Source organism: Rhizobium acaciae, assembly GCF_025941625.1.
Lineage (GTDB): Bacteria > Pseudomonadota > Alphaproteobacteria > Rhizobiales > Rhizobiaceae > Rhizobium > Rhizobium acaciae.
In genome coordinates this window covers 183,736-208,589 of record NZ_JAPCZO010000005.1, presented here as the reverse complement: position 1 = coordinate 208,589, position 24,854 = coordinate 183,736, and the positions used below count along the sequence as shown (strand labels likewise).

Sequence of the window (24,854 nt, the reverse complement as noted above, 5' to 3'; positions counted from 1 at the left end):
TTGATCTCAATTCAGGTCGATCGATCGGCGATCACGTCCGTCCGGGAGCGCGAGGCTTCTCTGCTGTCCGGCCTTTCGGAACGAGACTCTTTTCGAGATAATGCTGGCCTAGGGATGCGACGCTCGTGATGGCGAGGTACCAGATCGAGGCGACGAACAGCAGTTCGATGACGAGGAAGTTCCGGGCGTAGATCGCCTGGGCCTGCGTCAGCAGATCCTGCATGCCGATGACCGAGACGATGGCGCTGGCCTTCAGCATGCCGATGGCCTGGTTCCCCGTCGGCGGCACGATGATACGCGTAGCCTGGGGCATGATGACGGTCAGAAACGTCTGTGTCTTTTTCAGCCCGAGCGCGGTGGCCGCTTCGCGCTGGCCGCGATCGACCGCAATCAGGCCACCGCGGATGATCTCCGACATGTTCGCGGCTTCATGCAGCCCGAGTGCGAGGAAGCCGGCCAGGGCCGGCGTCACCAGATCGTTGATCGAAATGGTGAAGCTTCCCATCCCGACCTGCGGGATGAAGAGGGCGATATTGAACCAGAAGAAGATCTGGACAATCAGCGGCACGCCGCGAAACCACCAGACGAAGCCGGCGGCGATCACCTTGAGAACCAGGTTCTGGCTCGTCGCCATCAGCGCCAGCAGGCATCCGAGCACGATGCCGAACACCATGGCGCCTGCCGTCAGTTCAAGCGTCAGCAGCACGCCGCGCAGGATCGAAGGATCCACCAGGTAGCGGGGGATCTCGGACCACTGGATGCTCTGGCTCTGCCCGACGACGAGCGCGAAGAAGGCCAGCGCTGAAATTGCGATGGCACCGGTTGCGATCTGGCCCCAACGCATCGGTCTTCCGACCGATGGCGCAAGGGAGAGCGATATGGGTGACGCTTGAAACAGGGCCATCGGCGTCAATCCGCAGGCATGCTGGCGGCATCGTTGACCTTGACGGTCTTCACGGCCAGCGGTCCGAGGCTCCACTTCTTCATAATGGTCTCGTAGGCGCCGGAGTCCACCATCTGCTGCAAGGCGGCAACGACGCTGTCGCGCAGCTGCGGATTGTCCTTGGCCGTCAGCATGCCGAGATAACCGACGGCAAGGCGGATATCCGGCAGCGCCTGCAGCCCCTTGCCATTTCCGGTCTGGTGTTCGGTCGTGTAGACGCTGGTGGCGTAACCGTTGACCGTGGCGTCAGCCCTCCCGGTGCGGACGGCCTGCAGCACATCCGGCATTTTCGGGATCGACATGATGTTGACTGGGGTCGCGCATCTGGCCGATGCCGCCTCGACCATCCTCGCCTGGAAAGTACCGACGGGAACGGCGACCTTCTTGCCGCACAGATCCTCCATGCCCTTGATGGCGAGAGGATTGTCCTTGATCGTCATGATCGTCGTCGCGTCATACATATAGTCGATGACGTCGACCTGCTTTTCCAACTCCGGATCGTCGTTGATGCCCGAGATCGAGATGTCGAAGCGCTTCGCCAATATGGAGGGCACGATTGCGGCACCCGCACCGACATCGGTCATCTCAACATCGACACCCAGGATGACGCCGAGTGCGGCAGCGATATCGGCATCGATGCCGATCAGCTTGCCGTCTTCGCCATGAAAGCTGATCGGCGGCGTCAGGTCGGTCGCGACCTTCAGCACACCCGATGACTTGATGGAAGGCGGCAGCCTGTCGGCCAATTTTTGCGTGAGGACGACACCGGGGAGCTTGGCGACATCGGCATCGGCCGTCATCTTCTCGGCGGCACCTCCGGCAGCGTAAGCAGAGGCCGCGATCAAAGTGACCATCGCTCCGGCAACTCCGGCCTTCAAGATTTTCTGGATGCGCATCATGTGATCCCCTGTCATTTTTGTATCGGTGAATTCTCGGGATCATCCATGCAATCGCCGTGCCACTTGCAGTTCTTGATCAATAATTATCTGATATCACTAGGATTTTTGTTGATAACGATATTTCGGATAGATTTTCGCAATAGAATTCGCATAAAGTTTCGAACGTATAATGCACAATTTTTACGCTCCCTGGCGCTGCCGCATCATTTCTGACCGTCTCATTCGCCCCCAAGACCCAAAAACACCGATTCAGAGGCCAAAACCCACACTTTTCGGCGCTTGATCGCCCGTTCGGAGGCCGTGGCTACTTCTATCTGATGCCCATTTAATATACGGCACTGGCGAAAATTTATACAAAAAGCAAATTCGAATTTTAAATCGAATGATTATTATTACAAACTTTCGAAACTTTATAAGTCAAAAATATCGATTTATTTTCATAGACTTGGCAACGTCGTCAACGACAGACGGCAAAACTGGCACGCCGCTTGCAATTCGTTTCTCATGAACAAGCTCGACGCAAAATTTCTCGCCGGACCGCATCTCCGTCTTGTGCCGGAGACAGCGCTGCAATCCGTGACCTCGACCCAGAACCAGGGAGGCCCTATGCCAGGCATACCGAATATGGCTGAACGCAAACGGCTCAGCGTTCAGGGCCTCACCCACAGCTATGGTGGCCAGAATGCCATCAGCGACGTGGCCTTCGATATCGAGGCCGGCGAGATCGTTGCCCTGCTCGGGCCGAGCGGCTGCGGCAAGTCGACCGTGCTGCGCGCCATCGCCGGGCTGATCCAGCCGAAGAACGGCAGGATTGAGCTGGGAGATCAGGACCTCGCCAATGTCTCGGCCCGCTCGCGCGGCGTCGGCATGGTCTTCCAGAACTATGCTTTGTTTCCGCATCTGACGGTCGCAGAAAACATCGCCTATCCGCTCGCCTGCCAGAAGCTTCCCCGCACCGAGCGCAAGGCGCGCGTCGAGGAGATGCTGTCTCTCGTCAGGCTCAAGGATTATGGCAACCGCCTGCCGCGGGAACTCTCCGGCGGCCAGCAGCAGCGCGTCGCCGTCGCCCGCGCCATCGCCGGACGCCCCTCCCTTCTGCTTCTCGACGAACCCTTCGGCGCGCTCGACCGCGCCCTGCGTTTCGATCTGCAGGTCGAGCTGCTGCACCTGCAGAAGACGCTCGGCATCACGACGCTGATCGTCACGCATGATCAGGAGGAGGCCCAGAGCCTCGCAAACCGCCTGGTGCTGATGAACAAGGGCAATGTCGAGCAGATCGACACGCCGATGACCGTCTACGATCGCCCGAAGACGCTTTTCGTCAACACCTTCATCGGCCAGGCCAACCTGCTCAACGGAACGGTGCTGCGGCTCGATGCCGAGAGCACCCTGATCGGCCTTGCCAATGGCCGGACCCTGCTCCTGCCGCGCCGGTTGAATTTCACCCTCGGCTCGAAGGTGACGATCACCTTCCGGCCGGAAGAGGTTCGCCTGTCGACGCAGCGGGGCGGGAGCACCCTGCCCGTTCGCATGACCGTGTCCGTGCCGCTCGGCCCCTCCCTCGTCCATGACCTTGTTCTGGAAGACGGCACAGGCCTGCGCGCCTCCGAGGTCAGAGGCCCCACCACATTCATTCCCGAACCGGGAACGCCGCTATTTGCCGAGATCGACACCGCAAGGTGTCACGCCTTTCCGGCCGAACCGGAAATCATGAGTGAAGAAACAATTCAACAGAGGTGAACGTGATGAAGGACTTTCAGATTACCCGTCGTGGGTTCGGTTTCCTGGCGGCCGGTGTTGCCGCATCGGCCATGCTTCCGCATTCCGCCCGCGCTGCCGGCGGCGGAGCCGTTGCCGCCACTTTCCCGGGCAGTTGGGAGGATGCCTACCGCACAGTGCTGACGCCGATGGTCAAGGATGCAGGCTATGACCTGACCATTGCCCCGGCGATGGCGCAGGACCAGCTTGCCAAGATCATGGCGAGCCCCGGCAACCCGCCCTATGACACGCTGCTGATGTCGCCCGGCCAGATGGCCGTCGCCATCGAGAAGGATCTCATCCAGAAGATCGATCCGAGCAAGCTCAAGAACTGGGGCATGCTCGATCCGTCCTTCCAGGGCGAATACGGCCCGACCGTGACCATCGAAGTCAACGGCATCGCCTACAATCCCGATCTCGTTCCGAAGCCGAAGGGATATCGCGATCTCTTCGAAAACCCGGCCTATAGCGGCAAGGTTTCCTGGACCGGCTTTGCCTCGAACACCGCCGTCATGGCCTATACCGAGATCGCCAAGATCTTCGGTTCCGGCCCCAACGACATGGACGCCGTCTTCAAGCTGTTCAAGGATCATCCGGAGCATCTGAAGGGCGTGGTCGACAGCACCAACCACCAGATGACGCTGTTTCAGCAGGGTGAAATCGCCGTCTTCATGTGCTCGACCGGCAACGTCGCCCGCCTGAAGAGCCTCGGCCTCAACGCCGAGTTCGTCCAACCCGAAACCGGCTCGCCGGCAGCCCCCGTCAATATCCACCTGACCAAGGGCACGGCCAATCTCGATGCGGCCTATGCCTATATGGATGCCGCGATCTCCAAGGCCGCCCAGGACCTGCTCAAGGAGCCGCCGACCGAGATGTTCCCGACCAACAAGGACGTGGCGCTGACGCCGGGCATCGAAGCCTATGTCACCCGCGACCAGATCAAGACCATGGTCTATCCGGACTGGGTCGCGATCAACAAGAACCGCGACGGCTGGATCCGCCAGTTCGACGCGCTCGTTGCCGGTTGAGGTGATGTGATGAAGGCGAGCGGCTTCCCATACGTCCTACCGATGCTGTTGCTTGCCGTGGCGTTCTTCGCAACGCCGCTCGCCGTCCTCGTCGGTTTCAGCTTCGCCGGCCCCGGCGGAGCGACCCTCGAACATTATGTCCGCTTCTTCGGCGACGCATTCAATTTCCGCGTCCTCGTCAATACCGCAAGGCTCGGGCTCGAAACCGTCATCGGCACGACCTTGCTCGGCGTGCCGATCGCGCTTCTCTACTGGCATGGTGGCCGAAACCTGCGGCAGGTGCTGATCTTCCTGACGCTCATTCCGATGCTGACCAGCAATGTCGTGCGCACCTTCGCCTGGATCGTCATCCTCGGGCGCCAGGGGCCGATCAGCGAAGCGCTGGTCGCGCTCGGCCTGACGGGAATGCCGACCAGTCTGCTGTTTACCGAACTCGGCCTGGTCATGGCCATGTGCCAGATCGACCTGCCGCTGATCATCCTGCCGCTGATTGCCATCCTGTCGCGCACGCCGGTGCAACTGACGGAAGCGGCTCAGGTTTCCGGCGCCGGCCCCTGGCGCATCTTTGTCACCGTGCTTCTGCCGCTGATGCTGCCGGGCCTGCTGGCGGGCTGGATCCTGGTCTTTGCCAGCACCAGCAGCTCCTTCGTCACCCAGGCCGTCATCGGCGGCGCGCGCAACGTCTATGTGCCGCAGCTGATCTACCGCGAAGTCGGCACGCTGTTCGACTGGCCGCTGGCCTCGGCCATCGCCGTCGTCCTGCTGCTGTCCACCGGCTGCCTGCTGGTCGCCCTTACCATGATATCCCGTCACAGGAGGTTGGTCGGTCATGCGTGATCGTCGCGAAAATCCCATTCCCGTCATGCTCTACAAGGCATTCGTCTACGGTTTCGGCGGGCTCTGCGTCATCTATCTCGTGGCACCCATCGTGATTGCGCTGACGATGTCGTTTACCTCGGGGCAGACATTGAAATATCCGCCGCAGGGCTTTTCGCTCAGGTGGTATGCGGCGCTGCTCGATCCGGTGCGCTCGGCGACCGAACATATCGCCGCCTGGAACTCGCTGAAGATCGCCGGCCTTGCCGTCCTCGGATCGCTGATCTTTGCGGTTCCGGCAACCATCGGCATGACGCGCATGAAGCGCAGCACGGTCGGCACGATCGAGCCGCTGCTGCTCGCCCCGCTCGTCCTGCCGAGCCTGGTCTACGGCCTTGCCGCCCTGATCGTCGCCAATTTCATCGGCTTCAAGCCGTCGCTCTGGCTGACCGTATCAGGCCATGTCGTGGTCTTCGGGCCGCTGATGTACCGCGCCGCCTCCGTCGTCGCCCAGGGCCTCAATCCCTCGCTTGCCGAGGCATCGACGACGATGGGCGCGAGCTGGTTCATGACGCTGCGGCGCGTCACCCTGCCGCTGCTGATGCCCGGCATCCTGGCCGGCGCATTCCTCGTCTTCATCCAGTCGCTCGATAATGTGTCGGTATCGCTTTTCCTCGCCGACGCCCGAACGACCGTCTTGCCGCTGCGCATGTTCGCGCTGATCGAGGAATCGCTCGATGTGCGCGTCGCCGCAATCTCCGGAATTCTGATCGCCGTGACGCTGGTGGGACTGCTGGTTGCCCGGCGCGTGCTCGCGCCGCCGCGGCAGGCCTGAACGATCCGTCATTGACCTATGCTTGAATTAGAAGGAACAAACTCATGAACATGCGCGCGACAAACGCAGGCGGCTACCGGATGGGATCGCTGCTGGCCGGTTTCCAGCCGGATTTCGATTTCTCCGCGCCGCTGCCGCTTCCTGTCGAAGAGTTCGAGGATCGCCTTCGCAGAATTCGCCGTCAGGCGGTCGAAGCCGGTCATGACGCACTGGTCGTTCACGCCGGCAGCGTCGGCTGGTTCCACGCTTCGAATGCCTATCTGCGTTACATCTGCGACTGGATGCGCGAAGGCGTGCTGATCATTCCGACCGATGCCGACAAGGCGATGGTGCTTCTCTCCTTCTTCACACAATCCGTCCTGCTCCCGCCGGGCGGCGAGCCTGTGCTCATCGACGAAATCTGGCAGATCGGCCCGATCGGCCGCGAATATGCCGACCGTCCCGGCGATTCCGTCCTCAAGACCGCCGAGAAATGCGCCGAGGTTCTCGCCAGTCTCGGCCTCGCCAAGGCCCAGATCGGCAGGATCGGCGACCGCACGTCGCTGAGCTTCTGGTCGGCGCTCGACGAGTTGATGCCGAAGAGCAAGTTCGTGGCTGACAACGCCATCCTCGACCGCATGCAGAAGCTCCGCTCACCGCGCGAGATCGAGATGTTCCGCGCCGCCGCCCAGCTGATCGGCATCGGCACGCAGGCCGCCTATCATGTGGCGAAGTCAGGCGTCACCGACCATGAAATCCTTGCCGCCTTCACCTATGCGCAGATGACGCTCGGCGGCGAAACCGGCGACGGCTACCAGATCGGCATCAACGAATTCGGCACCCATTGCGGCAAACCCTATGGCCACATCGTCCGGCCCGGCGACCTCATCAACCTCTATATCTCCAACGTCACCTATCGCGGCTATACCGCCCAGACCGCCCGCATGATCGCGGTCGGCGATATCAGCAGCCATCAGGAGGATGTGCTTGCCGCCTGCACCGAAGGCGTCAAGCGGGCCGAAAAGCTGATCAGGCCCGGCGCATTGATGCGCGACGTCAACAATGCCGCCTTCGAGCCGATGATCGAGCGCGGCATGCTGACCTCAGCCGAGGCGCGCACCATGCCCTACAACTGGTCGCCGATGGAAGATGGCGGAGCACGCCTGATCCCCCATCAGTATGTGAAGGACATCGACTGGGAGGCGCAGGGCCGCAAGCTCATGCATGTCTACCCGGCAACGCACGGACCGCACAATCCGAACCTCGGCCATTCGGTCGGCATGGCCGGCGGCCAGAACAGCTTCAACATCTCCTCGCATAACTACGACAGGATGGAGGAGGGCATGGTCTTCGTGCTGCACACGCAGTGGCTGGAACCGCTGTCGGCCGGCTGCAATATCGGCGACATGTATGTCGTGACCAAGGACGGTTTCGAGAACCTCAGCCGTCATACCCCGCTTGAAACCCACCGCGTCGCTGCCGAGGCCTGACATGAGCAATCATAAACAACACACCCATTTCGATTTCGCCAAGCTGACCGAGCGCGAGCGTTACAAGATCCTCATCGGCACGGTCATTCCCCGCCCGATCGCGCTGGTGACGACGGTGAGCAAGGAAGGCCTGCCGAATGCCGGCCCGTTCAGCTTCTTCAACGTCCTCACCCACGACCCGGCAATCGTTGCCATCGGCGTCGAGAATTATGCCGACATGCGCTTCAAGGATACCGCCCGCAACATCCGCGAAACCGGCGAGTTCACGGTCCATATCTGCGATGACGCGCTTGTCGACCAGATGGAAGTCTGCGCCATCAAGTTCGGCCCTGAGGTCGACGAACTCTCCGAAGCCGGACTGGCAACGGCACCGGGACAGATGGTCAGAAGCCCCCGCATCCTCGCAGCCCCCGCAGCACTCGAATGCCGCCGCCACACGACCTTGCAGGTCGGCCCGGCGCGCGAAATCATCCTCGGCGAAGTCCTCGGCGTCTATGTCAGAAGCGATGCAGTCAATCCGACGAACCTGCATATCGACCAGCAACTGATGGACGCCGTCGGCAGGATGGGCGGCCATACCTACACAAGGACGCGCGACCAGTTCGACGTCAAGACGCAGACCAAGGAGGAGTGGCGTTCGCGAAAGAGCGTTTCAGAGCCGGTCAGCGCATAGCCGGGCTTGGGCTCCGGCCGATCACGCGCCGTGGCCCTAATTCAAAAACCGATAAAGCCAATCGCGCGTCTCCTCCGGCAACGGAGCCGGCGATTCGTCTTCGGGGGCGTGGGCCTGCCAGATGATTTCGACCTCGGCGGCGCGCTCCTCGCCGGTATCGATCAAGATGAGGAAGCCGATGGAGCGCACGCCGATCTTGTCGATGGTGGCGGTGAAGGTTGCCGGCTCGTCGTAGTGCAGCGGGCGGTGGAGAAAGCAGGAAACCTTGCTGGGGCTATAGACGGGTTCGTCATCGACATCGGGCCGTGAGGACCAGAAGCTCACAAGGACGGACTCGGCATAGGAAATATAGGAGGCCAGAAACATCCGGCCGGTCATATCGACATCGCGAAACGGCACGCGTATTTCCGCCACATCAGGACGTTTCGACTGACTCATCAACAGATCTGCCTTACAGAGTTCCCATGGCAACATTACTTCATAATTGCTTATACAGGAACCGGCTTAAGGATAAATTACGCAATAGTTCAAAGTGTTACAGTCTCCTCCACCGCCGAAAAGATGCGGCGCCGTTGCAATGGACCTAATCGACGGAAACGGTGCAAACGAGACAGTTGCGATGGGCGAACGGTCGGAAGGCGCGGCAAGAGCGCTTGTTGAAATCGTCAGGCGATGCCCCATCTGCTGTGGCACATGACATAAGCGACCGATAGAGTGTCTTCATGAGCACCCGTCTTTATGAACACCCGATCTTCCTGGAACATGTGACGCCCGACGGCCATCCGGAGCGATCGGACAGGATACGCGCCATCAATGTCGCGCTGGAACATCCGAATTTCGAGCGGCTGGAGCGCCGGCAGGCGCCGCAGGCGAATGAGGATGCGGTGCTGCTGGCCCATCCGGAGGAACATCTCATCGCCGTGATGCGGGAGATCCCCGAGGAAGAGGGTGAGATCAACCAGATCGAAGCCGATACCTATGCCAGCAGCAAGAGCCTGCAGGCCGCACTGACCGGCATTGGCGGGGCGATGGCGGCGGTGGACGATGTCTTTACCGGCCGGGCCGACAATGTCTTCGTCGCCGCCCGCCCGCCGGGGCACCATGCCGAGAAGATGACGGCGATGGGCTTCTGCTTCTTCAACAATGCGGCGATCGCCGCCCGGCATGCGCAGAAGACGCATGGCGCCGAGCGCATCGCCATCGTCGACTGGGACGTGCACCACGGCAACGGCACGCAGGATATCTTCTGGGACGATGCCTCGGTGCTGTTCTGCTCGACGCATCAGATGCCGCTCTATCCCGGCACCGGAGCCAAGGACGAGAAGGGCAAGCACAACACCATCGTCAATGCGCCGCTGTCGCCGAATGTCGGCAGCGACCATTTTCGCGAGGCGTTCAAATCGCGCGTCCTGCCCGCCCTTGACGATTTCCGGCCGGATCTCATCATCATCTCCGCCGGCTTCGACGCGCATCACCGTGATCCCTTGGCGCAGATCAATCTGACCGGCGAGGATTTCGACTGGGCGACCGGGCGCGTGCTGGAACTCGCGGACCGGCACGCGAAGAACCGGGTCGTCAGCCTGCTTGAAGGCGGTTATGATCTCGAGGGACTCGCCGAATCGGCAGGCATGCATATTCTGAGAATGATGAAGGGGTGAGAATGACTGACAGCGCCAAGCCGGAGGTGTCCGGCCTTTCCTTCGAAAAGGCGGTCGCCGAACTCGAAAGCATCGTCGCCCGGCTGGAACGCGGCGATGTGGCACTGGATGAATCGATCGAGATCTATGAGCGCGGCGAAGCGCTGAAGAAACATTGCGAGACGCTGCTTTCGGCCGCCGAAAACCGCATCGAGAAGATCCGGCTCGACCGCGCCGGCAAGCCGCAGGGCGTCGAGCCGCTCGACGGCGCCTGAGGCAGCAAACTCCCTTTTGAAGATGCTTGGCCATCGGCTTCGGACCGATCTATGATCCCTTTGCAAAACAGTGAAGGGACAGCGGAATGACGGACAGGTTGAAGGGCAAGGTTGCCATTATCTCGGGCGGCGCGACCGGCATGGGCGGCGCTGCGTCGAAGCTTTTTGCGGCGGAAGGCGCGCGTGTTGCGATCATCGACCGCAATGGCGATGCAGCCGCAGAGACCGTCAAGCAAATCCGTGATGCCGGCGGCGAGGCCGATTGCTGGACGGCCGATGTCTCGGACGAAGCAGCCGTCAATGCCGCCGTCGCCGGGGTGGAGGCGCGCTACGGCGCAGTGACCGTGCTCTTCAATCACGCCGGCACGATCGTCATCAAACCTTTTCTCGAAACAACCGTTGAGGAATGGGACTGGCTGCACGCCGTCAACGTGCGCTCGATGTTCCTGATGACCAAGGCCGTGCTGCCGAAGATGATTGAAAGCGGCGGCGGGTCGATCGTCTGCACCTCGTCGATCTCGGCGGTTGCCGCCACGCCGATGGAAGTGCTTTACGACACGACGAAAGGGGCGGTGCATATGTTTGCCCGCGCCATCGCGGTCGAATTCCGCGACCGCAACATCCGCTGCAACGCCGTCTGCCCCGGCTTCATTCGCACGCCGCACGGCCTGCGCGAGGTGGCCGACCTGCAGGCTCTCGGCGTCGACGTTTCGGATGCCGCCATTACCGCCCAGCAGGGGCGGATCGGCGAGCCGGAGGATGTTGCGCGGGCCGCCCTCTATCTCGCCAGCGACGAGTCGAGCTTCGTCAATGGCGCCCATCTCTTCGTCGACAATGGCTTCACCGCAATCTGAGTCATTCGCGCGGCGGGCTTTCAGTGCTGGAGCGTCCTTTACGCGCGTCCGATTGGACGCGCGGCGCGCTTTAAAGTCTTGGAGCGTCTTGGCGCATCCGATTGGACGCGCGGCGCTCCAGGCGCTATCTGTGGGCGATGACGCGCGGCCCTGTAGCGATCGGAGATCCCCATGTCCTTCTTTCCCGGTAAAGATCCCCTGCCCGGCGATGCCTTCGCCTGCGATGCGATCGAGAACCTGATCATCCCGCGCACCAGCGATATCGGCGGTTTTCAGGTGCGCCGCGCGCTGCCCAGCCGGCAGCGGCGGCTTGTCGGGCCATTCATCTTCTTCGACCGCATGGGTCCGGCGATCCTGAAGCCCGACGAGGCGCTCGACGTCAAGCCGCATCCGCATATCGGGCTGTCGACCGTCACTTATCTGTTCGACGGCGAGATCCGCCATCGCGACAGCCTCGGCACCGAAAAGGTCATCCGTCCCGGCGATATCAACCTGATGACGGCGGGCCGCGGCATCGTGCATTCCGAGCGCACACCCGACAATCTGCGCGGCCATCCGCTGCTGATGTCCGGGCTGCAGACCTGGCTGGCGCTGCCCGACGACAAGGAGGAGATCGATCCCGCCTTCGCCCATACGGAAAAATCCGCCATGCCGCTGATCGAGACGGCAGGTGTGCGCGGGCGTGTGGTCATCGGCTCGTTCGAAGGCATGACATCGCCGGTCGGCGTTTTCTCCGACACGCTCTATGTCGATCTCGACCTGCAGCCGGGCGCCAAATTTCCCTTCGGCGCGGGCCATGAAGAGCGCGCCGTCTATGTGCTGTCGGGCGAGGTCGTCATATCAGGCGACCGCTTCGCCGCCGACCAGCTGCTGGTCTTCCGGCCGGGCGACGCGATCACGCTGGAAGCCGGCCGCGACGGCTGTCACCTGATGCTCTTCGGGGGCGCGGCGCTCAATTCGAAACGTTATATCTGGTGGAATTTCGTCTCCTCCTCGAAGGAGCGGATCGAACAGGCCAAGGAGGAATGGCGCACCGGCCGCTTCGATATCGTTCCCGGTGACGAAGAGGAATTCGTGCCTTTGCCGGAAGGCTAAATGGATCCAGATGATCCGAATCCTCCGGATCGGGATCGAGAAATAGAGCTGGATCTCCGCCGAAAACCGCTCACACTTTTCGGCATCATGTTTTAATAGTGGGAGCATGATGTTATCCGAAAACCGCTCACACTTTTCGGCATCATGCTCTAAGGTAAAAACCTTCGGTTCCTGAAATGCACTTGTTTTGCCGCAATCTAATCGAATAAAGCGGAACAAGGAAAAGCAAGAAAGAGCGCCCGCCCGTGACACAACTGCCGAAGACCCCCCTGCTCGACCAGGTCATCTATCCCGCCGACCTGCGCAAGCTCGAGGATCGCGACCTGCCGCAGCTTGCCCGCGAAGTCCGGGACGAAATGATCGATGCGGTGTCGCGCACCGGCGGCCATCTTGGCGCCGGTCTCGGCGTCGTCGAATTGACGATCGCCATCCACAGCGTCTTCGACACGCCTGATGATCGGCTGATCTTCGATGTCGGCCATCAATGTTATCCGCACAAGATTCTCACCGGCCGGCGTGACCGCATCCGCACGCTGCGCCAGGAAGACGGGCTGTCCGGATTCACCCGCCGGGCCGAAAGCGAATATGATCCCTTCGGTGCGGCACATTCCTCGACCTCGATCTCGGCCGGCCTCGGCATGGCGATTGCCGCCGACCTCGACAAATCAGACCGCCGCGTCATCGCCGTCATCGGCGACGGGGCGATGTCGGCGGGCATGGCCTATGAGGCGCTGAACAATGCCGGGGCGCTGGATGCGCGCCTCATCGTCATCCTCAACGACAACGACATGTCGATCGCGCCGCCGACGGGCGCCATGAGCGCCTATCTTGCCCGTCTCGCCTCGGGGCGCACCTATATGGGCTTCCGTGACTTCGGCAAGAAGCTGACGGCCTATCTCGGCAAGAATATCGACCGGGCGATCACCCGCGCCGTCGAGCATGCGCGCGGCTACGTCACCGGCGGCACGATGTTCGAGGAGATGGGCTTTTACCATATCGGCCCGATCGACGGGCATTCCTTCGACCACCTGTTGCCCGTGTTGCGCAATGTGCGCGACAATGGGCGCGGACCGGTGCTGATCCATGTCGTCACCCAGAAGGGCAAGGGCTATCCGCCGGCCGAAGCCGCAGCCGACAAATATCACGGCGTCAACAAGTTCGACGTCATCACCGGCGCCCAGGCAAGGGTCAAGCCGAATGCGCCGAGCTATACCAGCGTCTTTGCCGAAGCGCTGGTGCAGGAAGCCACCCTCGACGACAAGATCGTCGGCATCACCGCCGCCATGCCGAATGGCACCGGCCTCGACAAGCTCGCCGAGGCCTTTCCGTCGCGCTGTTTCGACGTCGGTATTGCCGAGCAGCATGCGGTCACCTTCGCCGCCGGCCTGGCAGCCGAAGGCTACAAGCCGTTCGCGGCGCTCTATTCCACCTTCCTGCAGCGCGCCTATGACCAGGTCGTGCATGACGTGGCGATCCAGGGACTGCCGGTGCGTTTTCCGATCGACCGTGCCGGTTTCGTCGGCGCCGACGGGCCGACGCATGCCGGCTCCTTCGATACCGCCTTCCTCACCACCCTGCCCGGCTTCGTGGTGATGGCGGCGGCCGACGAGGCCGAACTCAAGCACATGGTGCGCACGGCTGTCGCCTATGATGGCGGACCGATCTCGTTCCGCTATCCGCGCGGCGAAGGCGTCGGCGTCGACATGCCGGCGCGCGGCGAAATCCTGCAGATCGGCAAGGGCCGCATCGTCAAGGAAGGCACCAAGGTGGCGCTGCTCTCCTTCGGCACACGGCTTGCCGATTGTCTGCTGGCCGCCGAGGATCTCGACGCCGCCGGGCTTTCGACGACGGTCGCCGATGCGCGTTTCGCCAAGCCGCTCGACCATGACCTGATCCGCCAGCTTGCCCGCCACCATGAGATGGTGATCACCGTTGAGGAAGGCTCGATCGGCGGCTTCGGCAGCCATGTGATGCATTTCCTCGCCACCGAAGGCCTGCTCGACAACGGGTTGAAGCTGCGCTCGCTTGTGATGCCCGACATCTGGATGGAGCAGGCCAAGCCCGAAGCCATGAACGCCCACGCCGGCCTCGACCGCGCCGGCATCGTCTCGACGGTGTTCAGGGCGCTGGGGCGCGGTGTTGCGGTTGGGGTTGCGGGATAGGATTTGGGTGAGGACGTGCCGTGTGGGCCCCTCATCCGCCTGCCGGCACCTTCTCCCCGAGGGGAGAAGAGATATGCCGCAACGTCTCGATTCCCTCTTCTCCCCTCGGGGAGAAGGTGCCCGTAGGGCGGATGAGGGGGCTGCCCGGCAGTCCATCCAATGAAAAAAGGGCGGCGCATCACTGCACCGCCCTCTTCATTTGAAGTCCGTTTCCGAAGAAAGCGCCTCTCAGAACTCCGTCCACTCTTCCTGAACGGTCGCCGCAGCGCTTGCCTGTCTTCCGCCGAAGGCCTTGGCGACGGTGCGGGTCAGGGCGTGGGCTGGAGAGGCGACCGGGCGGGCGTTGTTGCCGGCAACGCTGGCGCGCGGCGCCGGGGCCACCTGGCCGAGCTTGAACTGGCGCAGCAATTCTTCGAGGGCGTTTGCCTCCTGCGCGAGCGCATGGCTGGCCGCGGTCTGCTCCTCGACCATGGCGGCGTTCTGCTGCGTGCCCTGGTCCATGTTGTTGACGGCGGTGTTGATCTCCTGCAGGCCGATCGACTGTTCGCGCGTGGCGGTGACGATGGCGCTGACGTGGTGGTTGATCTCCTGCACCTCGGAGACGATGACCTCCAGCGCCTTGCCGGTCTCGCCGACCAAGCCGACGCCGGCAACGACTTGTTCGCCCGAGGTGGTGATCAGCGCCTTGATCTCCTTGGCCGCCTTGGCCGAGCGCTGGGCAAGCTCCCGTACTTCCTGGGCGACGACGGCAAAGCCCTTGCCGGCATCGCCGGCGCGGGCGGCTTCGACGCCGGCGTTCAGAGCCAAAAGATTGGTCTGGAAGGCGATGTCGTCGATGACGCCGATGATGTTGGAGATTTCGCCCGAGGACTTCTCGATCTGTTGCATGGCGGAGACGGCCTTGCGGACGACTTCGCCTGATTTCTCGGCGCCGAGGCGGGCGCGCTCGACGAGATTGCCGACATCCTCGGCGCGCTTGGCGCTGTCGCGGACGGTCGTCGTCACTTCCTCGAGCGCAGCGGCCGTCTGTTCGACCGCGGCAGCCTGCTGCTCGGTGCGGTGGGCAAGATCGTCGGCCGCGGAGCGGATTTCGCCGGCGCCGGCATTGATCGCCGAGGCGTTGCGGCCGACCGATTGCAGTGCCGCCTGCAGCTTTTCGACGGCATGATTGAAGTCATTGCGCAGGCTGTCATATTGCGAGGCAAACGGCGTCTGGATACGACCGGCCATATCGCCATTGGCAAGTTCGGCAAGGCCGCCCGCCAAAGCGTCGATGGCATAGCGGATCTCGCCTTCCTCGCGCGCCTTCTGCTCGTCGCCTGCCCGGCGCTGGCGCTCGGCATCGTCGCGCATGCGGTCGGTCTCACCGGCAAGGCGCAGCTTCTCGATCGCCGCCTGCTTGAAGACCAGGACCGACTGGGCCATGCGGCCGATTTCGTCGCCGCGCTCGACAGCCGGAACCTCGATATCGTTCTGACCGCCGGCGAGGCGATCCATGGCGCTCGTCATGCCGACGACCGGGCGGACAATGGTGCGCGACATAAGCCAGGCGAGCATGGCGGCGGCAAGCGAGGCGACGATGCCGCCGGCAAGCAGCGTCGTCTTCAGATGGCCGTTGGCATCGGCCCGGATGGCGGCCAGCGCGTTCGACTTTTCACGCGCAGTGGCCTTGATCTTGGCCGAGGCCTGGCGGAAGCCGTCGAGCTGGCCCTTGGTGGCGTTGACGCCGATCTTGACGACCTCTTCGATCGGCATGTCGGTTTCCTTGCGCGCCTTGGTCTGCGGCTCGGCAAGTTCATGGAAATAGAGATCGGCGGCCTTCTGCATGCCGTCGATCATCTCGACCAGCTGCGGCTCGCCGGCCGCCGTCTGCTTGGCGGCGGCAATCGCCTTCAGCATGCGCTCGCGGTTGGCGAAGACATCGCCATAGGTGCTGTCGCTGCGGAAGAGGATGAAGCCACGCAGGTTGACGGCCTGCTCGAGCATCGCCTGCAACGCATCGTCGATCTGGTTCACGAGCAGCTCGGACTTTTCCTGCTCGGCAGACGCGGCCGCGGACGCCGTCGCCTTGGAATAGACGAAAGCGGAAACGGCGACGAAAATGAGAATGAGGGCTGCGAACGTGGCCGCAAGCTTACCGTTCAAGGATATGTTTTTGGCGGACATCGGTGATTTCTCCTGACGACAGTCGACGCGGCGAGGCAGGTCGCACGAGACGCAACCGCCGGGATGTTTGAAGCTGAGAACATGATCGGCGTGGAAACGCTTGCGCCGTCATGGCGCCGAGCGGCTTGGATGAACCGCTACAATCACGCCGACCCTACCCGGGCAGGCTTTAAATTTGTTTAAATTTGTGCGGCGCAACAGCAGCCAAGCCTGAGGATTACTGTGCCGTTTCCGGAGGATTGAGGATCAGGATGTCGAAATCCTTCGCAGGATCGAAATCCTCGGCCGTCATCCGGAAGGTCGTCGGACCGATCTTCTGAACATTGCTGCCGCAGAAGCTGATGAGGCTGCCGGGCTTGCCCTTGTCGATCGTCAGCTGGAAGCGCTTGATTGGCCCCGCCCAGTTGGCGCCGGTCGACAGCACATAGGAGATCCAGCTTTCGGTATAGTTGGCGCCTCCGGCCTCGGCTTCCCGCGCACGCTGCTGGGCGACCCTGACGAAATCTCCGTCGAGGCAGTATTTGCGGGAATATTCCTCGAAGCGCTCACCCTTCGGCTCACCACCTTCGAGAAAGCTGATGGCCACCGTGCCGCCGACGGCCGGCTTGTAACGGTGCGCTACGCTGACCTTTTTCTTCGCCGGAAAGGTGGTGCGCCACCAATAGGTCGAGCGCAGTGTCCAGAGCGGCACGAGATCGACCTTGGCATCGCCGGCGCTCATGGGATAAACGAGGCCGCGAGCGATCCAGTCCTTGCGGACGGTTTCAGGAAGCTTGGCGAGCGCCTCGGTCGTCTTCTGGCTGTAGGGCAGGACGGGAATGCCCTCCTTGGCGAACTCGTCGGTCACGTCGATGCCGAGCGAGACGACGCGCTGCTGCAGCTTGGCGGTGATCGGACTGCCGTCCTGCAGGGTGGAAAAATGCAGGAAATTATCGCTGTCATAATCGGAGATGGCGGAATTGTTGTCCACTTGGCCTGATATGTCAGGCATCGGAAAGGCGACCAGGCTTTCGACATCCTTGTCGGAGCTGTTCTCGAAGACGTAGTCGACACGCACTTCCGAAGCGGAGATGAAGAGATCCTCTTCCGCCATGCTGACATCGTCGGATTGGGCAAAGATCAGCCCGCCGGTCTTGACCTCGGCCATAGTGTCGTTCGCGAGCGCGGGCGATGCGATCACTGCCGCGACAAGCCCCATCGCGACAGGCAGAGTGAAGAGCTTCAGCATGGAACACCCCCGTGTCTGCGGCACGCCCCGCGATCGCCGCGGAGGGATTATCGCCGAAAGCTTTTGAGGGTCAATGACGGTCCTGGGAACAAAATGCTTGCAACCGGCGGCTTTGCCGGTCATGCACAGCCGATGTCAGATCAAAACACCCAACGTCTCGACCAGCTTCTCGTCTCCCTCGGCCTCTTTGCCAGCCGCTCGCGCGCCCGCGACGCCGTGCAGCGCGGCACCGTCAGGATCGGCGGCCAGGTGGTCACGAAGGCCGGCGCGCTGTTTGGCGCAGACGCGGCAATCGAGATCGACGATCCGGCGCAGGACTACGTCTCGCGCGCCGCACTGAAGCTTGCCGCCGCACTCGATCATTTCCGGCTCGATCCCGCCGGCCATCACTGTCTCGATGTCGGCGCTTCCACCGGCGGCTTCACCGAGGTGCTGCTGCAGCGCGGTGCCGCGCATGTCACCGCGATCGATGTCGGCCATGGGCAGATGCATCCGCGCATATCCGGCGATCCGCGGGTGACGAACAGGGAGGGCCTCAACGCCCGCAACCTGACCGCAGAGGATATCGGCCATCCTGCCACCTTCATCGTTTCCGACGTCTCCTTCATTACGCTGAGGCTGGCGCTTGCGCCGGCCCTTGAGATCGCCGAACCCGGCGCTGTCGCTGTGCTGCTGGTCAAACCGCAGTTCGAGGCCGGGCGCGATGCGATCGGCAAGGGCGGGATGCTGAAGGACCCCTCGTCCGCTCCCGCCGTTGCTGCAGAACTGGAGCGCTGGTTCGTCGAGGACATGGGCTGGAAAAGCCTTGGCCTCATCCCCTCCCCGATTTCCGGCGGCGACGGCAATCAGGAGTTCCTTCTGGCAGGATTGAAGCCGTGAGCACCGAAACCGTCACGATCGAGAAGCTCGGCGCCCAGGGCGACGGCATCGCCAGCAGCGCCGGCGGACCTGTCTATGTGCCCTTCTCCTTGCCGGGTGAAAGGGTGGCGATCGCCCGGGTCAAGAGCCAGGGCACGATCATGTCGATCACGACGCCCTCACCCGACCGGCAGGAGCCGCCCTGCCGGCATTTCGGCCCGGATGGCGTCAACGGCACCTGCGGCGGCTGCACGCTGCAGCATATGGCGGATGCGCCCTACCGCGCCTTCAAGCGCCAGCTGGTCATCGATGCGCTGAAGTCCAAGGGGCTGACGCCGGAGGTCGGCGAGATCGTTCCGGCCCGGCCGGGCGAACGGCGGCGCGTGGTGTTTGCGGCGCGCAAGACCGAGAAGGACATGCTTGTTGGATTCAACCAGGCCGAAAGCCACCATATTGTCGCCATCGAGGAATGTCCGATCTCGTCGGCAGGGATCATGGCCCGGCTGCCGGCGATCAGGGCGATTGCGGCATCGCTGGCGACCAGTGCCGAACCCTTTCGCGTCGCGGTGCTCGAAACGCTTTCCGGCCTCGACATCTCCGTCGACGAGGTGAAGAAACTCTCCGATCCGCAGCGGCGCAAGGCAATCGAGACCGCGCTCGGCCTGCGCGGCATCGCCCGTGTTTCGCTGAACGGCGAAATCCTCGTCGAGCCGTCGAAGCCGATGGTCGAATTCGGCGGCGTCCAGGTTTCACCGCCGCCGGGCGGCTTTACCCAGGCGACGAAGCCCGCGGAAGAGGCGATGGCGGAGCTGGTCATGGCCCATGCCGGCAAGTCGAAGCGGATCGCCGATCTCTTTGCCGGCTCCGGCACGTTTTCGCTGCGGCTGGCGCGGATCGGCCGCGTGCACGCCGTCGAAGCCGAAGCAAAGGCGCTCGCAGCACTCGATCATGCGGCCCGCAATACGCAAGGGCTGAAACCGGTCACCGTCGAAAAGCGCGATCTCTTCCGCCGTCCTTTGATGACGCAGGAGTTCAAGCCCTATGACGCCGTCGTCTTCGATCCGCCGCGCGCCGGTGCCGAGTTCCAGTGCCAGGAGCTTGCCCGCTCAGGCGTGAAGAGGATCGTCGCCGTCAGCTGCAATCCGCTGACGCTGGCGCGGGATCTCGCGATCCTCGTCGAGGGCGGTTACCGGATCACCGGGGTGACGCCGATCGACCAGTTCCTCTGGACCTCGCATGTCGAGGTGGTGGCGACGCTGGAGAAATAGGCGTGCCTGTCGGAAAGACCAAAAGACGCAACCCCTATTATAACGGCCCCGCGTCCGATCATTTCGACGGCACGCATTTCTTCAATCCCGAAGGTATTGAACCCCTTGGTTTCCGCGATCTGCTGCGGTGGCAATTCGGCGGTGGCCGTGAGCGCTGGCCGAGGTCGGTCCCAAGTCCGTACGTTGCGGCCAAGCCGGATCCATACGTCGACGGCGAGGATCTAAGGGTGACCATGGTTGGCCATGCAACAATGCTCGTGCAGGTCGCTGGGCTCAATATCCTCACCGACCCGGTGTGGTCGGAGCGCGCGAGTCCCTTCGCTTTTGCTGGACCCAAGCGCGTCGTCCAACCGGGCATCGCGTTCGATGATCTGCCGCCAATTGATCTCGTGCTGGTATCGCACAATCATTATGATCATCTCGATATTGCAACGCTCAGGCGGTTGGGTGCGAAGCATCGGCTACGTGTCGTGACGCCACTCGGCAATGACACGATCATACGCCGTGCCGTGCCCGATATGCAGACGACATCGATGGACTGGGGCGAGCGCATTTCGCACGCCGGGATAAGCATTGATGCGGAGCCTGCACACCATTGGTCCGCGCGCGGAACCGCCGACCGCCGGATGGCACTCTGGGCATCGTTCGTCCTGTCGACTCCAGCCGGAAAAATTTATCACGTCGGAGATACGGGCTTTCACCACGGCATCAATTACAAAGCGGCACAGCAGAAGCATGGCGGCTTTCGCTTGGCCATTTTACCCTTCGGCGCCTATGAGCCGCGCTGGTTCATGAAAGGGCAGCACCAGAATCCGCAGGAGGCGGTGATCGGGATGAAGTTGGCGAATGCGGCCTATGTGGCCGGGCATCACTTCGCCACGTTCCAACTGACAAATGAAGCGGTCGATGCGCCGGCAAGGGCGTTGCAAGACGCAATGCGCGAGCATGCTATTCCCCCGGAACGGTTCCGGCCGCTCAGGGCCGGCGAGGTATTCAATGTGCCGGCGGCCTAATCGCTATCCGTTTGCTCCCGGTGTTGGTCGGCCTGCTGACCGAGATCACCGAGAAGCGATGCTCAGCGGCGCATGAAGGCTTCGAAGGCCGCCCGAGCCTCGGCGCTTTTCAGCCGCGCGGAGAAATAGCGCGCCTCCTCATCGATGCGGGCGATGATCTCGCCACGATCGCCGCGAATGAGATCGCGGGCGATGCGCAGCGCCTCCGGCGGCTTGGCCGCGAGCTTTGCGGCGAGGCCAAGCGTCACGGCATCGACCTCGCCTGACTCAACGACCCTCCAGACCAGGCCGGCTTCCTTCGCTTCCTCGGCGGAGAATGCTTCGCCGGCCGCCAGCAGGGCGAAGGCGCGCTGATGCCCCATCAGGCGCGGCGCGACGAGGCTGGAACCGGCCTCCGGCACCAGCGCCAGATCGACGAAGGGGGTGCGGAACTGGCTGCGGCTGGATGCGATGGTCAGGTCGCAATGGAGATGGATCGTCGTGCCGATGCCGATCGCAAGGCCGTCGACGCCGGAGACGACGGGTTTTTCGGCATTCACCAGCGCATAGAGGAAATCGAGGATTTCCTGCTCCAGGCCGCGGCCGCCCATCGCGGCAGCCAGAAAATCGTTCATGTCGTTGCCGGCCGAAAAGCAGCCTTCGGTGCCGAGCAAAGCGGTGGCACGGATGCCGGGATTTGTGTTGGCCGCATTCAGCGCATCGGCCATTGTCCGGTACATGGCCCGGGTAATGGCGTTCTTCTTCTCCGGCCGATTGAAGCGGATAGACTGGACGCCGGGATAGGCGGAAGGCTGCTCGACGATGATGTGATCGGTCATTGGGTTTCCTCAGAGGTCATGGGGTCTCCTCAGGCAAGCAGGATACGGGCGGCGGCAAGGCTTGCCGCGCCGTTGACGACGCGGTCGCGCAGGGCTGCGGTCTCGGCAAGCAAGTTTTCGGCGGCGAAGCGGCAGAGCGCGATGCGGCCCTCGCCTGCCCCATCGACTCCCTCGGCGAGACCGCCCTTGGCAAGATAACAGCTGGTGAGCACGAGGCCGAACAGGCGCTGATAGGGGGTGGCACCCGAAAGCGCCTCGGCGGCCTTCTCATCGGCAAGCGTCTTTATCAGCCAGGCGGTCGCCTGCTCGAGATCGCCGATCGCCGCGTCGAGCCTCACAGCGCTCTCGCCGAAACCATCAAGATTGGAGCGGCGGACGTCGTCGGCGATCTCTCTAAGCTCGGCGATGAAGCCCTTCACCTGATCACCGCCGGAGAGCGGCAGCTTGCGGGTGACGAGGTCGATCGCCTGGATGCCGTTGGTGCCCTCATAGATCGGGGCGATGCGGGCATCACGGAGATAACGCGCAGCACCCGTCTCCTCGATAAAGCCCATGCCGCCATGCACCTGAATGCCGAGCGAGGCGACGTCGACGCCGGCATCGGTCGAGAAGGATTTGGCGATCGGCGTCAAAAGGGCGGCGCGCTCCTGCCAGTGGCGACTAGTCTCCCCTGCCCGGTGGGACATGTCGATCGCATGGGCGCAGGCATAGGAGATGGCGCGCGCCCCTTGGGTCAGCGCCTTCATGGTGAGGAGCATGCGGGCGACATCGGGATGTTCGACGATCGGGCTCATGCCGGCGCCGCTCGAACCCGGCGCCCTGCCCTGGGTGCGTTCCCTGGCATAGGCGAGCGCCTTCTGGGTGGCGGCCTCCGCGATCGCCACGCCCTGCATGCCGACGGCAAGGCGGGCATTGTTCATCATCGTGAACATGCAGGCCAGTCCCTTGTTCTCCTCGCCGACCAGCCATCCCACAGCGCCCTTTTCACCGCCGAATTTTCCGTCGCCGTAGATCATCGTGCAGGTCGGCGAGCCATGGATGCCGAGCTTGTGCTCCAGCGAATGGCAGAAGAGATCGTTGCGGGGCCCAAGCGAGCCGTCGTCGTTCACCAGGAATTTCGGCACCAGGAAGAGCGAGATGCCGCGTGTGCCGGCCGGCGCATCCGGCAGACGGGCCAGCACCAGATGGATGATGTTGTCGGCCGCGTCATGCTCACCCCAGGTGATGAAGATCTTCTGGCCGAACAGGCGGTAGCTGCCGTCATCGCAGCGCTCGGCGCGGGCTTTCAGCACGCCGAGATCGGAGCCGGCATGCGGCTCCGTCAGGTTCATGGTGCCGGTCCATTCGCCGGAGACCATCTTTTCGAGATATGTGTCTTTCAGCGCAGAACTGCCATGGACGCTGACCGCCTCGATGGCGCCCATCGTCAGGGTAGGAGCGAGCGCAAAGGCCATGGAACCGGAATTCCACATTTCGAGTGCTGCGACATTCAGCATATGCGGCAAGGCCTGGCCGCCGAAGGCCTCCGGCGCCGTCAGGCCGTTCCAGCCGCCGGCGATCCAATGGCGATAGAGATCGCGCCAGCCATCCGGCAGCCGGACCTCGCCATCGATCAGCCGGGCGCCCTGGCGGTCGCCGATTTCGGCGAGAGGCGCCACTTCCTCTGTGGCAAAACGTCCCGCCTCGGCGAGGATGGCGTCGACCAGATCTTCGCCGAGATCGCCGAGCAGCCCTTTTGAAATCGCCTCGCCCATGCCCGCTACGTGCTTCAACGTGAACGCTATTTCTTCGACGGGCGCCTTGTACATGGTTTTTCCTCCGCAGACCGGCCTCGCGCGCGGCAAAGCCCCTCCGAGGCAAGGGCTAATTGATTTTTACGTAAACGTCAATTTCGATTTCCTCAGCCACCATGCGATAAATCGCCTGACATGGCGCTTTGCTCTTGCACCTTTGGACAAATGAACGTCATGAACAATCTCTAAGGGAAGACATCGCCTTCGCAAAGGACCGGCGAACAATGGATACATTGCCCGTCAACATACCCGGTTTCGTCTGGGCCTATCGCTTCTCGCCCGAAGAAAAGACCGCGGCGCGACTGAACAATAGTGCGACGGTGGCGGAACTGACCGCCGACAATTGTTTCTACTGGCTGCATCTCAACCTTGTCGACGCCCGCGTGCCGGCCCTGCTCGATACGCTGGAGGGGCTAACGGAGGACGCGAAATCGGCGCTGACGACGCGGGACACGCACGCGGCAATCACCGTCGACGAGCAGATGCTCTATGGCACGCTTGTCGATTGCCAGCGCGATTTCGCCCAGGATACCAACAATCTCGGCTGGCTGCATTTTGCCATGTCCGACCGCTTCCTCATCACCACAAGGCTGCAGCCGCTGCGCAGCGTCGAACGGGCGCGGGCGCTGATCGAGAAGAACCCGGGCAAATTTTCCCGGCCGGTCGATCTCTTCGAACTGCTGGTGATCGAATTCCAGCGCACGCTGATCGCGATCGTCATCGAGCTGACCGAAGAACTGAACCAGATCGAGGATATCGTCTACGACAGCGCGCAGCGCGATGAACGCCGGCGCCTGGCGCCGGTGCGGCGCACCGTGGTCCGGCTGCATCGGCATCTGCGCACCGTGCTGGCGCTGATGCGCCGGGCGGCGGCGGCCGACGACGACGAGATGCCCTTCGGCTTCGACGATGTGGCGCGGCGGCTGACGAGCCGGCTGGAAACGGTCGACCACGATATCTATGCGCTGCAGGACCGGGCACGCCTGCTGCACGAAGAAATCGATTCGAAACAATCCTCCGAAACCAACCGCCACCTATACCTGCTGTCGATCATGACGGCCTTCCTGCTGCCGCCGACGCTGGTGACCGGCTTTTTCGGCATGAACACGGCAAACCTGCCCTTCGCCGTCGGCGACTACGGCACGGAATACGCCGTCGTCCTCATCGTCGCCTCCATTGCCTTTGCCTGGTGGCTGCTGCGGCGGGTGGACATTCTTTGAGGGTAGACGTGCGGGCGTGACTGTCGGGGGTAAGCTTAGGTTCGTG

22 protein-coding genes are annotated in these 24,854 nt (G+C 62.6%); 15 read left to right on the top strand and 7 right to left on the bottom strand.

All coding sequences use genetic code 11. The annotated features are described in order from the left end of the window. Nucleotides 1-31 precede the first annotated feature (31 nt). The gene (locus tag OLZ32_RS10220; RefSeq protein ID WP_164580931.1) at nt 32-904 is read right to left on the bottom strand and encodes an amino acid ABC transporter permease; all 873 of its coding nucleotides are present in this window, start codon (nt 902-904) and stop codon (nt 32-34) included. Between the two features lie 5 nt (nt 905-909). Then, entirely contained in the window at nt 910-1,842 is a 933-nt protein-coding gene (locus OLZ32_RS10215) for an ABC transporter substrate-binding protein (RefSeq protein WP_264420867.1), read from the bottom strand. Between the two features lie 504 nt (nt 1,843-2,346). On the opposite strand from OLZ32_RS10215, the gene OLZ32_RS10210 reads away from it, so the two are divergent. From OLZ32_RS10210 to OLZ32_RS10185, 6 genes are read left to right on the top strand one after another with little or no spacing between them, the layout of a single operon-like run. Continuing rightward, the gene (locus OLZ32_RS10210; protein WP_264420866.1) at nt 2,347-3,582 is read left to right on the top strand and encodes an ABC transporter ATP-binding protein; all 1,236 of its coding nucleotides are present in this window, start codon (nt 2,347-2,349) and stop codon (nt 3,580-3,582) included. After that, entirely contained in the window at nt 3,579-4,628 is a 1,050-nt protein-coding gene (locus OLZ32_RS10205) for an ABC transporter substrate-binding protein (protein WP_264420865.1), read from the top strand. Before OLZ32_RS10210 ends, OLZ32_RS10205 begins: the two co-directional genes overlap by 4 nt. Nucleotides 4,629-4,637: 9 nt before the next feature. Beyond that, nucleotides 4,638-5,465, top strand: coding sequence for an ABC transporter permease (locus OLZ32_RS10200; RefSeq protein ID WP_264420864.1), 828 nt, complete (start codon nt 4,638-4,640; stop codon nt 5,463-5,465). Next, complete coding sequence (locus OLZ32_RS10195; RefSeq protein ID WP_264397070.1) at nt 5,458-6,279, top strand: ABC transporter permease; 822 nt, start codon at nt 5,458-5,460, stop codon at nt 6,277-6,279. Before OLZ32_RS10200 ends, OLZ32_RS10195 begins: the two co-directional genes overlap by 8 nt. A gap of 44 nt (nt 6,280-6,323) precedes the next feature. Further along, nucleotides 6,324-7,748: a M24 family metallopeptidase gene (locus tag OLZ32_RS10190; RefSeq protein ID WP_264420862.1), complete on the top strand. Its 1,425-nt coding sequence runs from the start codon at nt 6,324-6,326 to the stop codon at nt 7,746-7,748. Between the two features lies 1 nt (nt 7,749). Beyond that, nucleotides 7,750-8,421, top strand: coding sequence for a flavin reductase family protein (locus tag OLZ32_RS10185; RefSeq protein ID WP_264420860.1), 672 nt, complete (start codon nt 7,750-7,752; stop codon nt 8,419-8,421). Between the two features lie 36 nt (nt 8,422-8,457). Here the strand turns inward: OLZ32_RS10185 and OLZ32_RS10180 are convergent, their stop codons facing one another. After that, nucleotides 8,458-8,859 (bottom strand): acyl-CoA thioesterase, encoded by a 402-nt coding sequence (locus tag OLZ32_RS10180; RefSeq protein WP_264420859.1) that lies wholly within the window; start codon nt 8,857-8,859, stop codon nt 8,458-8,460. Between the two features lie 284 nt (nt 8,860-9,143). On the opposite strand from OLZ32_RS10180, the gene OLZ32_RS10175 reads away from it, so the two are divergent. The 5 genes from OLZ32_RS10175 to dxs all read left to right on the top strand — a co-directional run bounded on the left by OLZ32_RS10175 (nt 9,144) and on the right by dxs (nt 14,444). Next, nucleotides 9,144-10,079 (top strand): histone deacetylase family protein, encoded by a 936-nt coding sequence (locus OLZ32_RS10175; RefSeq protein WP_264420858.1) that lies wholly within the window; start codon nt 9,144-9,146, stop codon nt 10,077-10,079. Nucleotides 10,080-10,081: 2 nt separating this feature from the next. Beyond that, complete coding sequence (locus OLZ32_RS10170; RefSeq protein WP_003545921.1) at nt 10,082-10,333, top strand: exodeoxyribonuclease VII small subunit; 252 nt, start codon at nt 10,082-10,084, stop codon at nt 10,331-10,333. A gap of 86 nt (nt 10,334-10,419) precedes the next feature. Further along, nucleotides 10,420-11,187, top strand: coding sequence for an SDR family NAD(P)-dependent oxidoreductase (locus OLZ32_RS10165; protein WP_264420857.1), 768 nt, complete (start codon nt 10,420-10,422; stop codon nt 11,185-11,187). A 171-nt stretch (nt 11,188-11,358) separates the two neighbouring features. Continuing rightward, complete coding sequence (locus OLZ32_RS10160) at nt 11,359-12,282, top strand: pirin family protein (protein ID WP_017959229.1); 924 nt, start codon at nt 11,359-11,361, stop codon at nt 12,280-12,282. Between the two features lie 245 nt (nt 12,283-12,527). After that, nucleotides 12,528-14,444 (top strand): 1-deoxy-D-xylulose-5-phosphate synthase, encoded by a 1,917-nt coding sequence (gene dxs, locus OLZ32_RS10155; protein WP_027666638.1) that lies wholly within the window; start codon nt 12,528-12,530, stop codon nt 14,442-14,444. 228 nt (nt 14,445-14,672) lie between these two features. On the opposite strand, the gene OLZ32_RS10150 is transcribed toward dxs, so the two are convergent. Next, entirely contained in the window at nt 14,673-16,610 is a 1,938-nt protein-coding gene (locus tag OLZ32_RS10150; RefSeq protein ID WP_264420852.1) for a methyl-accepting chemotaxis protein, read from the bottom strand. Nucleotides 16,611-16,827: 217 nt separating this feature from the next. Beyond that, on the bottom strand, nt 16,828-17,838 hold the full coding sequence (locus tag OLZ32_RS10145) for a DUF4424 domain-containing protein (RefSeq protein WP_003545914.1): 1,011 nt from the start codon (nt 17,836-17,838) through the stop codon (nt 16,828-16,830). Between the two features lie 93 nt (nt 17,839-17,931). Here OLZ32_RS10145 and OLZ32_RS10140 point away from each other — a divergent pair, with 93 nt between their 5' ends. From OLZ32_RS10140 to OLZ32_RS10130, 3 genes are read left to right on the top strand one after another with little or no spacing between them, the layout of a single operon-like run. After that, a complete protein-coding gene (locus OLZ32_RS10140; protein WP_003545911.1) occupies nt 17,932-18,717 on the top strand; it encodes a TlyA family RNA methyltransferase in 786 nt (261 codons plus the stop codon). Then, nucleotides 18,714-19,964 carry a class I SAM-dependent RNA methyltransferase gene (locus tag OLZ32_RS10135; RefSeq protein WP_264397060.1) on the top strand — a complete coding sequence of 417 codons (1,251 nt, stop codon included), beginning with the start codon at nt 18,714-18,716 and terminating at the stop codon, nt 19,962-19,964. Before OLZ32_RS10140 ends, OLZ32_RS10135 begins: the two co-directional genes overlap by 4 nt. 2 nt (nt 19,965-19,966) lie before the next feature. After that, complete coding sequence (locus OLZ32_RS10130; RefSeq protein WP_264420849.1) at nt 19,967-20,977, top strand: MBL fold metallo-hydrolase; 1,011 nt, start codon at nt 19,967-19,969, stop codon at nt 20,975-20,977. Between the two features lie 62 nt (nt 20,978-21,039). Here the strand turns inward: OLZ32_RS10130 and OLZ32_RS10125 are convergent, their stop codons facing one another. Next, nucleotides 21,040-21,795 (bottom strand): crotonase/enoyl-CoA hydratase family protein, encoded by a 756-nt coding sequence (locus OLZ32_RS10125; protein WP_264420847.1) that lies wholly within the window; start codon nt 21,793-21,795, stop codon nt 21,040-21,042. A 29-nt stretch (nt 21,796-21,824) separates the two neighbouring features. Beyond that, nucleotides 21,825-23,603 (bottom strand): acyl-CoA dehydrogenase, encoded by a 1,779-nt coding sequence (locus OLZ32_RS10120; protein ID WP_264420845.1) that lies wholly within the window; start codon nt 23,601-23,603, stop codon nt 21,825-21,827. Nucleotides 23,604-23,812: 209 nt separating this feature from the next. Between OLZ32_RS10120 and OLZ32_RS10115 the strand changes: the two genes are divergently transcribed. Beyond that, nucleotides 23,813-24,808 (top strand): transporter, encoded by a 996-nt coding sequence (locus OLZ32_RS10115; RefSeq protein ID WP_264420844.1) that lies wholly within the window; start codon nt 23,813-23,815, stop codon nt 24,806-24,808. Nucleotides 24,809-24,854 lie beyond the last annotated feature (46 nt).

What these genes read in the sequence shown, in the direction of transcription:
- OLZ32_RS10220 (WP_164580931.1), bottom strand. Translation starts at nt 904, where the DNA reads ATGGCCCTGTTTCAAGCGTCACCCATATCGCTCTCCCTTGCGCCATCG.
- OLZ32_RS10215 (WP_264420867.1), bottom strand. Translation starts at nt 1,842, where the DNA reads ATGATGCGCATCCAGAAAATCTTGAAGGCCGGAGTTGCCGGAGCGATG.
- OLZ32_RS10210 (WP_264420866.1), top strand. Translation starts at nt 2,347, where the DNA reads ATGAACAAGCTCGACGCAAAATTTCTCGCCGGACCGCATCTCCGTCTT.
- OLZ32_RS10200 (WP_264420864.1), top strand. Translation starts at nt 4,638, where the DNA reads ATGAAGGCGAGCGGCTTCCCATACGTCCTACCGATGCTGTTGCTTGCC.
- OLZ32_RS10195 (WP_264397070.1), top strand. Translation starts at nt 5,458, where the DNA reads ATGCGTGATCGTCGCGAAAATCCCATTCCCGTCATGCTCTACAAGGCA.
- OLZ32_RS10190 (WP_264420862.1), top strand. Translation starts at nt 6,324, where the DNA reads ATGAACATGCGCGCGACAAACGCAGGCGGCTACCGGATGGGATCGCTG.
- OLZ32_RS10185 (WP_264420860.1), top strand. Translation starts at nt 7,750, where the DNA reads ATGAGCAATCATAAACAACACACCCATTTCGATTTCGCCAAGCTGACC.
- OLZ32_RS10180 (WP_264420859.1), bottom strand. Translation starts at nt 8,859, where the DNA reads ATGAGTCAGTCGAAACGTCCTGATGTGGCGGAAATACGCGTGCCGTTT.
- OLZ32_RS10175 (WP_264420858.1), top strand. Translation starts at nt 9,144, where the DNA reads ATGAGCACCCGTCTTTATGAACACCCGATCTTCCTGGAACATGTGACG.
- OLZ32_RS10170 (WP_003545921.1), top strand. Translation starts at nt 10,082, where the DNA reads ATGACTGACAGCGCCAAGCCGGAGGTGTCCGGCCTTTCCTTCGAAAAG.
- OLZ32_RS10165 (WP_264420857.1), top strand. Translation starts at nt 10,420, where the DNA reads ATGACGGACAGGTTGAAGGGCAAGGTTGCCATTATCTCGGGCGGCGCG.
- OLZ32_RS10160 (WP_017959229.1), top strand. Translation starts at nt 11,359, where the DNA reads ATGTCCTTCTTTCCCGGTAAAGATCCCCTGCCCGGCGATGCCTTCGCC.
- OLZ32_RS10150 (WP_264420852.1), bottom strand. Translation starts at nt 16,610, where the DNA reads ATGTCCGCCAAAAACATATCCTTGAACGGTAAGCTTGCGGCCACGTTC.
- OLZ32_RS10145 (WP_003545914.1), bottom strand. Translation starts at nt 17,838, where the DNA reads ATGCTGAAGCTCTTCACTCTGCCTGTCGCGATGGGGCTTGTCGCGGCA.
- OLZ32_RS10140 (WP_003545911.1), top strand. Translation starts at nt 17,932, where the DNA reads ATGCTTGCAACCGGCGGCTTTGCCGGTCATGCACAGCCGATGTCAGAT.
- OLZ32_RS10125 (WP_264420847.1), bottom strand. Translation starts at nt 21,795, where the DNA reads ATGACCGATCACATCATCGTCGAGCAGCCTTCCGCCTATCCCGGCGTC.
- OLZ32_RS10120 (WP_264420845.1), bottom strand. Translation starts at nt 23,603, where the DNA reads ATGTACAAGGCGCCCGTCGAAGAAATAGCGTTCACGTTGAAGCACGTA.
- OLZ32_RS10115 (WP_264420844.1), top strand. Translation starts at nt 23,813, where the DNA reads ATGGATACATTGCCCGTCAACATACCCGGTTTCGTCTGGGCCTATCGC.